We start from the raw sequence: 9,497 nt of genomic DNA on the forward strand, positions 1-9,497 counted from the left end.
ATTTTGCGCATTTACGCAATCCCTTGTCGTGCGCCTACAGCTTTGTTTGCGCGATATCTCGGGCGACCAAAGCAAAGCAAAGCAAAGCAGGATCAGGACCTGAAGCTTGGCGCTGTACCTGTGGGAGCTGCTGGAGCTGTGCGACAGCCGCGAAGGCGGTGGATCAGACACCTCACCTTTCACTGACCCACCGCATTCGCTGCCGTCGTAACCTCCGACGTCTCCTACAGGTTCTAACTCGGACCGGATTTTGCGCACTTACATAATCCCTTGTAGTGCGCCTACCGCTTTGTTTGCGCGATATCTCGGGCGACCAAAGCAAAGCAGGACCTGAAGACTGGCGCTGTACCTGTGGGAGCTGCTGGAGCTGTGCGACAGCCGCGAAGGCGGTGGATCGGCCACTCACCTTTCACAGACCCACCGCATTCGCTGCCGTCGTAACCTCCGACGTCTCCTACAAGTTCCGAGTCGGACCGGGATTTTGCGCACTTACGCAATCCCCTGCAGTGGTGCGACTAGAGCCTTTTTTGCGCGATATCTCGGGCGATCAAGGCAAAGCGGGATCAGGACCTGAAGCTGGCGCTGTACCTGTGGGAGCTGCTGGAGCTGTGCGACAGCCGCGAAGGCGGCGGGTCAGGCACATCACCTTTCACTGACCCACCCCGTTCGCTGCCGTCGTAACCTCCGACGTCTCCTACAGGTTCTGAGTCGGACCGGGATTTTGCGCACTTACGCAATCCCCTTGTAGTAGGCCGACTTGCCGCTCCGTGGGCCAGGAAAACGGAGACAACCGGCCGAACACAAAACCCCTCACATCTCCAGCTCAATATCCAGCAACGCCGCCCCCAGCGCCTTACCATGCGCATCCAGCGCCAGCGACCTCGTCACGCCCCCTTTCAAAATCCCCGGCAACACGAAATTGAGCGCCTGCACGTTCGGCAACTCATACCGCCGCACTGCCCCTGCCTTGGGGTCGAGCAATTCAGCGAAATGCGCCGCCACGCGCTCGGCGGTCAGTTGATCGAGCAGGCGTGGATAATCCTCGGCCTTGAACGCGATCACCGAGATATTCGACGTATCGCCCTTGTCCCCGGTTCGCGAATGGGCCAGTTCACGCAATTTGACTGCACTCATGAGGCATCCTCCAGATGAACCCTTGGCTTGACGGCATCCCGAGGCAACAACAGCGAAGCCACCGCCACCACCTGACGCACGCTCTTGGTCGCCCCGCCGCCACCATACGGGCCGTTGGTATAAAGGGTTTCCACTTCGTTACCGATGCGCACCGCTTCGGCTCTATCGGCGCAGCGACCGGCCACCCGCAGCCGCACTTCCCAGGGTTCGCCCGACGTACGCAAGCCCAATGCAGCGCCGTGCAACGAATCGAGGCCGATAAGTTCGGCGCGCACGTCGTCCAATACCACACCGGTTATCTTCAGCCGCTCCAGCACCACGTCTCGCGCCAACTGCGCACGCCCCAACGCCCCAGGGCCGCCATAGGAAATCTGCCCCTCGCCAATCCAGCCATCGAGATAGCCCACCGAGATTTTCAGCGTCTGCGGGCGAGCGCGACCATCGGCACCCTCGGCACGCACCTCATTGGGCGCAACGACACTAAAGGACACGCCGGAAAAATCCGCGGTCACGTCGGGTGTGAGGTACGCCTTGGGATCGTGCACCTCGTAAATCATCTGCTCGGTGCACGTCGCGGTGTCGATACGCCCACCGGAACCGGGCACCTTGCCGATCACCGCCCTGCCTTGCGCATCCACCTCAGCCAAGGGGAAACCCAACCGCGCCAGATCCGCCACATCCTTCACGCCGGGATCGGCGAAATAACCACCGGTAATCTGCCCCGCGCACTCGAGCAAATGACCGATCAGCGTGCCGCGTCCCAGCCTTGCCCAGTCGTCCTGCGCCCAGCCGAATTCGAACAGTTGCGGCGCCAGAAACAGCGAAGGGTCGGCCACCCGCCCGGTAATCACCACATCGGCATCGGCCTGCAGTGCTTCGACAATCCCTTCCGCGCCCAGATACGCATTGGCCGAGACCAGACGCTCACCCAGCGACCCGACCGTTGCGCCGTTATCCAGCAACTGCTCGGGATTCAACTGCGCGAGCACGTCATCCCCCGTCAGCGCGGCGACCTTGAGGCCATGCAAACCCAGTTCGGCAGCAATCCGTCGCACTTCCCGCGCCGCCGACAACGGATTGGCCGCGCCCATGTTGCTGATGATCCGCAGACGCTTTTGCCCGGATTCACGCCCACGGGCCACGAACGGCAGTACCCGACGCATGCGCTCGCTCAACAGCGGGTCGTAACCGGCCTCGGGATTGGCCAGTCGCGCCTGCTGCGCCAGGGCGATGGTGCGTTCGGCCAGGCATTCGAACACCAGATAATCCAGCGCGCCCTTGTCGGCCAGTTCCACGGCCGGCTCGATGCGGTCGCCCGAGTAACCGGCGCCGGAGCCAATGCGTAAAGTCTTCATTCAAAACACTCCCAGCAACAGTGCGGTGAGGGTCATCAACACCGATGCGCCAAACAGAAACGGGATGGTGAAACGTTGGTGATCGGCCAGTTCGACCTTGCACAAGCCCACCAGCAGGAAGGTCGCGGGGGTCAACGGGCTGACCGGGAAGCCAGTGGTGTGCACGCCGAGCAAGGATGCCTGAGCCACTTGCAGCGGATCGACACCCAGCGCGCGGCCGACTTCGGCGATCACCGGCATCACACCGAAATAGAAGGAATCCGGGTCGAACAGCAGGCTCAGCGGCATGGACAGAAAGCCCACCACCATCGGAATCAGCTTGCCGTGCCCGGCGGGAATCTGCGCCACCGCGACTTCGGCCATGGCCTTGAGCATTCCGGTGCCTTGCATGATCCCGGTGAACACCCCGGCGGCGAGGAGGATGCTGGCCATGGTCAGCGCGGTCTTGGCGTGGGCATCGATGCGAGCGCGTTGCGCGTCGACGTTGGGATAATTGATACACAGCGCCAGCACCGTGCCGACCATGAACATCACTACCGGATCGACCCAACCGGCGATCATCACGGCCATGACCACGATCGTCAGCAGCAAGTTGAGCCAGAACAGCCGCGGGCGCCGCAGCACTTCCTCCTGCTCGGTCAATACCCGCGCGGGCACCACATCGACCTTTGCGCCAGCCCCTTGAAGGCGGCCCAGGCCCAGGCGCTTCTCTTCACGACGCCCCAATAGCCAGGCGCTGATGAAGACGAACGCCAGCCCGACGATTTGCACCGGGATCAGCGGCTGGAACAGCTCGGCCACCGACACATGCAAGGCTGCCGACGAACGCAATACCGGACCGGTCCACGGCAAGAAGTTCACCCCCGCCGCCATCGCTGCGACGCAGGCCAGGATGCGCCGATCGATCCCCAGCCGCGTGTACAGCGGCAGCATCGCCGGGATGGTCACTAAAAAGGTCACCGCACCCGAGCCGTCCAGATGCACCAGCAAGGCCAGCAGCGCAGTGCCGACGACAATCCGCGTAGGACGTGTGCCAACCGTGCGCAGGATGCGGTCGATGATCGGGTCGAGCATGCCGGCGTCGGTCATTACCCCGAAAAACAGGATGGCGAACACGAACATGCCGACCACGGGGGCGACGTTCTTGATACCGGTGATGATGAACCCGCTGGTTTGCAACCCGAAACCGCCGAGCAGCGCAGCGATGATCGGCAAGGCGATCAGGGCAACCAGAGGTGAAAGACGCTTGCTCATGACGGCAGCGAGCAAACAGAGAATGGTGATGACACCGAGGGTGGCGAGCATGGGCGTTCCTTGTCATTCCTGTCCGGCGGCCGGCGGAACGAGCGGTTGTTGTTTTCAGCGAGTATCGAAACGAGGGTAAGCTTTGTAAATTGAAATGTTCGCAGGTCCACGTTCTAAAAAACCGAATCAAGAGAAAGCCGTCATGAAGAACTCGATCCAGCACATCCGCGCCTTCCTCGCTGTGGCCGACAGCGGCAGCTTCGCCAAGGCGGCCATCGAGCTGAACCTGTCGCCCTCGGCCCTGACCGTGCAAATCCAGCAACTTGAAGAATGGCTCGGCGTGACCCTCCTGGAACGCAGCCCGCGCCAGGTCAGCCTGACCGCCGCCGGGCAGAACACTCGGGGGCCGATGGAAAAGCTGTTGTTGGATCTGGACAACATCGTCAGCGGCTCGCGGGATCTGGCGGCCGTGCGCAGGGGCGTCGTGACCGTCGCCGCCCTGCCCTCCATGTGCTCGGGCGCGCTGCCGCCGATCCTGAAGACCTTCCGCGAGCAGTTTCCCGGTGTCGAAGTGCGGTTACGCGATGTGGTGGCGCAGCGCATCGATGCGCTGGTGCGCGAAGGCGAGGTGGATTTCGGCCTGGGCGTGAAGGCGCGGACCAGTCACGGGCTGGATTTCCAGGTGGTGATGGTCGACCGCCTGAGCCTGTTCGTGCCTCCGAGTCATCCGCTGGCGGCGCGTCACTCTGTAAAGCTGTCAGAGCTGGCCGGCGAACCGATCATCCTCACCGGCCGCGACAGCAGCGTGCGTGAGCGGGTAGAGCAATTGTTCGCCAACGAAGGGCTGGCGCTGACGCCGGCACTGGAGGCGAACTACATGTCCACCGTCATGGCCTTGGTGCGACAGGGGTTGGGGATGACCTTGCTGCCCGAATCGGCCGACGAGGGACGGGGCGACCTGGTGCAGGTGAGAATCGAGCATGGCGGGGTGAATCGGGAGATTGGCGTGATAACCCGGACGGGCTTCGGATTGAGTCCTGCGGCGCAACGTTTCGTGGAGACCCTTAGGGCAGTGATAAATCGCAAGCCACAAGCGGCGAGCTAGACCGTGCATCTCTCTTACGCAGCGTGCGGCTCGAAACTCGCGCTGCCTGTGATGCACAAATCCGGGATTTTGCAAAAAAACCAGTATGCGCATTCAATAATGAGTATCATTATGCTACACATTGGCTGAATGCGAATGGCTTGCGACCGCGTTCACGCTGCATACCTTACCAGATTTACACCGGTGATAAATGCTCGTTCCTTTTTTGATCATGTTGCGCGAAGGGATTGAAGCCGCGCTTATCGTTGGCATCATTGCCAGTTACCTCAGACAAACCGGCCGCGGTGAATGGATGCCAGCCGTCTGGATCGGGGTTTTCCTCGCCTGTGCTCTGGCGCTGTTCGTCGGTGGCGGCCTGGAGTTGGTCAGCGCCGAGTTTCCGCAGAAACAGCAGGAACTGTTCGAAGGGCTCGTGGGCCTGTTCGCCGTGATCATTCTCAGTTCGATGGTGTTCTGGATGCGCAAGGTCGCGCGCTCAATCAAGCATGAACTGCACGCCTCTTTGGACGCAGCCCTCGCCGGCTCGAAAAACCAGACCTACGCCCTGATCGGCATGGTGTTCTTCGCTGTGGCCCGCGAAGGCCTGGAAACCGTATTTTTCCTGCTGGCGATCTTCCAGCAGAGCGAGGGTGCCAGCGCTCCCCTGGGCGCCCTGCTCGGCCTGATCATCGCGGTGGCCATCGGCTTTGCGATCTACAGCGGCAGCATGCGTCTGAACCTCAGCCGTTTCTTCCGCTGGACCGGGCTGTTCATCCTCGTGGTGGCAGCGGGCATTCTGGCCAACTCGGTGCAGGCGCTGCATGAGGCGGGTTTGTGGAACCACTTCCAGACCGTGGTCTTCGACATCAGCGCGACGCTGCCGATGGATGGCCCGACCGGTTCGGTCCTGGCTGGCATGTTCGGTTATCAGGATGCGCCGACCGTCAGCGTGCTGGCCGTCTACCTGGCTTACCTGGTATTCGCACTGGTGCTGTTCTTCCTGCCGCAGCCGCGGGTGGTGAGTCTACCCACTCGCCCGGCGCATGAGCACGGCCATACCTCTTCAGTTACGAACAAATAAGGGCAACCATGACCAGCAGTCCTTCGGGCCTTCCGCCAAAGAAAGCCAAGCCTTCTCGTGCGCTGCGATTCGCCGTCGCAGGCTCTGTGATTCTGATGATCGCAGCGGGCGCCATGTTCTATTTCGCGTCCCAGGCTGCGCAGAAAAAGCGCATTGCCAACAGTGGCAACGAAACGGTAGTCACCATTCACGCCAGGAATTGTGAGCCCAATGCACTCACCGTGCCGGCCGGGAAGAACGCCTTCCGCATCGTCAACGCCTCCGAACGTGCCGTTGAGTGGGAAATCCTCGACGGCGTGCTGGTGATCGAGGAACGTGAAAACATCGCACCGGGCCTTAGCCAGATCATCAATGCCAACCTGCAACCGGGCGACTATGCGATCACCTGCGGCCTGCTGAGCAACCCCCGCGGCACTCTGCACGTGACCCCGACCGCCGAATCCGAAGCCGCCGCCAAGGCCCGTCCTTCGCTGGTTGCGTTCATCGGCCCGCTGTCCGAATACCGCGTTTACCTGAGCACCCAGAGCAGCGCACTGATCCGCGCCGTGAACGACCTGCAACAGGCCATCCAAAGCGGTGACCTGGCCAATGCTCAGCAGGCTTATGCTCCGGCCCGTGCTGCCTATCAGCGCATCGCCCCGGCCGCGCAGCGTCTGGCGGAACTGGACAATGCGATCAATGCCCGCGCCGACTACTTCGAAAAACGTGAACAGGATCCAGGCTTCAGCGGCTTCCACCGCATCGAGTTCGGCCTGTTCTCGCAGAAGTCGGTGGAAGGCCTGGCGCCCGTGGTGCAGAAGCTGCAGGCCGACATCGCTGCGCTGAAAACCCAACTGCTGGCCCAGTCCATCGCCCCTGAGCAACTGGCGAGCATGGTCGTGCGCAACATCCGCAGCCTGGCCGAGATCCGCAGCAACGGCGAGGAAGAACGCTACAGCCATATCGACGTCGCCGGTTTTGCCGCCAACTTGCAAGGCACGCGCAAGGTCATCGACCTACTGCGCCCATTGTTGGCCAAGACCTCGGGCGACGTGCTGAAGAAGATCGACGACGCGGCGACCGCGCTGGATGATCAGTTACTGATGCTCAAGACCGACGACGGCTTCAAGCCGTATGACCAGGTCAGTACCGAACAACGAAAACAAATCGCAGACAAGGCCAAGGCTCTGGCCGATGCACTCGATGGAATCGATCCGGCCCTGGGCCTCACCGACCTGTAAGCGTGCCCAGGCGGGTGCGTGACGCGCCCGCCAGGCCCTGAAACCCGAGCGAAGAACCTATTCAAATGAAAGACAACGATTCATCCAACGCCCCGATTTCCGCTGAACGCCGTCGTGTCCTGATGGGCATCGGCGCAGCGGGGGCTGCCATTGCCGGCGCCAGCCTGAGCGGCAGCGCCCTCGCAGCCACCAACGCGCCTGCGCAAGTGACCGAAGCGCCGAAAAGTGAAAAAACCCAGGACCACAACGAATTCCACGGTGTGCATCAGAGCGGCATTGTCACGCCGCGCCCTACTGCCGGGATGATGGTGGCTTTCGACGTGCTGGCACAGGATCGCGAAGACCTGGAGCGTCTGTTCCGTACGCTTAACGAGCGTATCGCGTTTCTGATGACCGGCGGCGCAGTGCCCCAGGTAGATCCGAAACTGCCACCGCTCGACTCCGGCATCCTCGGCCCAGTAGTGACCCCCGACAACCTGACCATCACGGTGTCCGTGGGCGATTCGCTGTTCGACGAGCGCTTCGGTCTGGAGCAGGTCAAGCCCAAACGCCTGCAGCGCATGGTCGGTTTCCCCAACGACGCGCTGGAAGCCGCCTGCTGCCACGGCGACCTGAGCATTCAGTTCTGCTCCAACGCCCCGGACAGCAACATCCACGCCCTGCGCGACATCGTGAAAAATCTGCCGGACCTGCTGCTGGTGCGCTGGAAACAGGAAGGCACCGTCCCGGCCCAGGCCCCGCTCAAACCGGGCCAACCGCCGGAAAGCGCACGCAACTTCCTGGGCTTCCGCGACGGCTCGGCCAACCCCGACTCGAACGATCAGAAGGCCATGAACGAACTGGTCTGGGTCCAACCGGGCAGCGACGAGCCGGCCTGGGCCGCCAATGGCAGCTACCAGGCGGTGCGGATTATCCGCAACTTCGTCGAGCGCTGGGACCGTACGCCATTGCAGGAACAGGAAGCCATCTTTGGCCGGGTCAAGACCACCGGCGCGCCAATGGACGGCAAGACCGAAACCGACGTCCCGGATTACAAGAAGGATCCGGAAGGCAAGATCACCAAGCTCGATTCGCACATCCGCCTGGCCAACCCGCGCACCCCGCAAAGCCAGCGCAACCTGATCCTGCGTCGTCCGTTCAACTACTCCAATGGGGTGAACAAGAACGGCCAGCTGGACATGGGACTGCTGTTCATCTGCTACCAGTCGGATCTGGAAAAAGGCTTCATTACCGTCCAGACCCGCCTCAACGGCGAGCCGTTGGAGGAATACCTCAAGCCTGTCGGTGGCGGCTATTTCTTCACCCTCCCGGGCGTGGTGGACAACAACGACTTTATCGGCCGCACGATGCTGGCCGCTGCCTCCGCTGCAAAAACAAAAACTGCCTGACAACCCTTACCTCACAGGAAGAGCTCCATGAAAAAGTCGCCTCTCGCGCTGTTGGTTACCCTTGGCTTGTTGCAGACCCCGTCCGTGTTCGCGGCGACGGCCCCTCTGGATCTGGTACAACCGATTTCGGACTACAAGATCTACGTTTCCGAAAAGGTCGACCAATTGGTCACCGACACCACCAAATTCACTGACGCCGTCAAGAAAGGCGACCTGGCGACGGCCAAGAAGCTGTTCCCGACCACTCGCGTCTCCTATGAGTCCATCGAGCCAATTGCCGAGCTGTTCAGCGACCTCGATGCCTCGATCGACTCCCGCGAAGACGACCACGAGAAAGGCGTCAAGGCTGAAGATTTCACCGGTTTCCATCGCCTGGAATACGCGCTGTTCGCACAGAACACCACCAAAGATCAGGACAAGTTCGCCGACAAGCTGCTGGCCGACGTCAAAGAGCTGCAATCGCGCATCGCCGACATGACCTTCCCGCCAGAGAAAGTGGTGGGCGGCGCTGCTGCGTTGATGGAAGAAGTGGCCGCGACCAAACTGTCCGGTGAAGAGGACCGCTACAGCCACACGGACCTGTATGACTTCGAGGGTAACGTGGATGGCTCGAAGAAAATCGTCGACCTGTTCAAGCCGCAACTCGAGAAAACGGACAAGGCTTTCGTTGCCAAGGTCGACAAGAACTTCGCCACCGTAGAAAAAATCCTGGCGAAGTACAAAACCAAGGATGGCGGCTACGAGACCTATGACAAGGTCAAGGAAAACGATCGCAAGGCGTTGACCGGACCGATCAACACCTTGGCTGAAGACCTGTCGACACTGCGTGGCAAACTCGGCCTGAACTGAGTCAATGCTCGACAAAAAGCCCGGCTGCCGATCGCTCGACAGCCGGGCTTTTTTTGGCATGATGTCCCGTCCTGAATAAGGTTTACACCTTCTGACCTTTCCTCAGGAGGAACCAATGGATTCGGGAAAAAGGCGCAGTCA

Annotated in this window: 8 protein-coding genes; 5 read left to right on the top strand and 3 right to left on the bottom strand. The window is 61.3% G+C overall.

The features are described 5' to 3' along the window. Positions 1-810: 810 nt before the first annotated feature. The 3 genes from CE491_RS11415 to CE491_RS11425 are packed head-to-tail and all read right to left on the bottom strand — an operon-like array spanning position 811 to position 3,794. The gene (locus CE491_RS11415) at positions 811-1,134 is read right to left on the bottom strand and encodes an AtuA-related protein (RefSeq protein ID WP_110948449.1); all 324 of its coding nucleotides are present in this window, start codon (positions 1,132-1,134) and stop codon (positions 811-813) included. After that, positions 1,131-2,489: an acyclic terpene utilization AtuA family protein gene (locus CE491_RS11420; protein WP_110948450.1), complete on the bottom strand. Its 1,359-nt coding sequence runs from the start codon at positions 2,487-2,489 to the stop codon at positions 1,131-1,133. Before CE491_RS11420 ends, CE491_RS11415 begins: the two co-directional genes overlap by 4 nt. After that, positions 2,490-3,794, bottom strand: a complete 1,305-nt coding sequence (locus tag CE491_RS11425; protein WP_110948451.1) for a CitMHS family transporter — start codon at positions 3,792-3,794, stop codon at positions 2,490-2,492. It abuts the gene before it with no gap. A 142-nt stretch (positions 3,795-3,936) separates the two neighbouring features. Here CE491_RS11425 and CE491_RS11430 point away from each other — a divergent pair, with 142 nt between their 5' ends. From CE491_RS11430 to efeO (CE491_RS11450), 5 genes are all read left to right on the top strand, one after another. Next, positions 3,937-4,839, top strand: coding sequence for a LysR family transcriptional regulator (locus CE491_RS11430; RefSeq protein ID WP_110948452.1), 903 nt, complete (start codon positions 3,937-3,939; stop codon positions 4,837-4,839). A 190-nt stretch (positions 4,840-5,029) separates the two neighbouring features. After that, positions 5,030-5,899, top strand: a complete 870-nt coding sequence (gene efeU / locus CE491_RS11435; protein ID WP_110948453.1) for an iron uptake transporter permease EfeU — start codon at positions 5,030-5,032, stop codon at positions 5,897-5,899. An 8-nt stretch (positions 5,900-5,907) separates the two neighbouring features. Further along, positions 5,908-7,119, top strand: coding sequence for an iron uptake system protein EfeO (gene efeO / locus CE491_RS11440; protein WP_110948454.1), 1,212 nt, complete (start codon positions 5,908-5,910; stop codon positions 7,117-7,119). Positions 7,120-7,184: 65 nt separating this feature from the next. Further along, positions 7,185-8,507: an iron uptake transporter deferrochelatase/peroxidase subunit gene (efeB, locus tag CE491_RS11445; RefSeq protein ID WP_110948455.1), complete on the top strand. Its 1,323-nt coding sequence runs from the start codon at positions 7,185-7,187 to the stop codon at positions 8,505-8,507. A gap of 27 nt (positions 8,508-8,534) precedes the next feature. Continuing rightward, positions 8,535-9,356, top strand: a complete 822-nt coding sequence (gene efeO, locus CE491_RS11450) for an iron uptake system protein EfeO (protein ID WP_110948456.1) — start codon at positions 8,535-8,537, stop codon at positions 9,354-9,356. The last annotated feature ends 141 nt before the right edge of the window (positions 9,357-9,497 follow it).

The sequence above is a fragment of the Pseudomonas bohemica genome (assembly GCF_002934685.1).
In the GTDB taxonomy this organism is placed as follows: domain Bacteria; phylum Pseudomonadota; class Gammaproteobacteria; order Pseudomonadales; family Pseudomonadaceae; genus Aquipseudomonas; species Aquipseudomonas bohemica.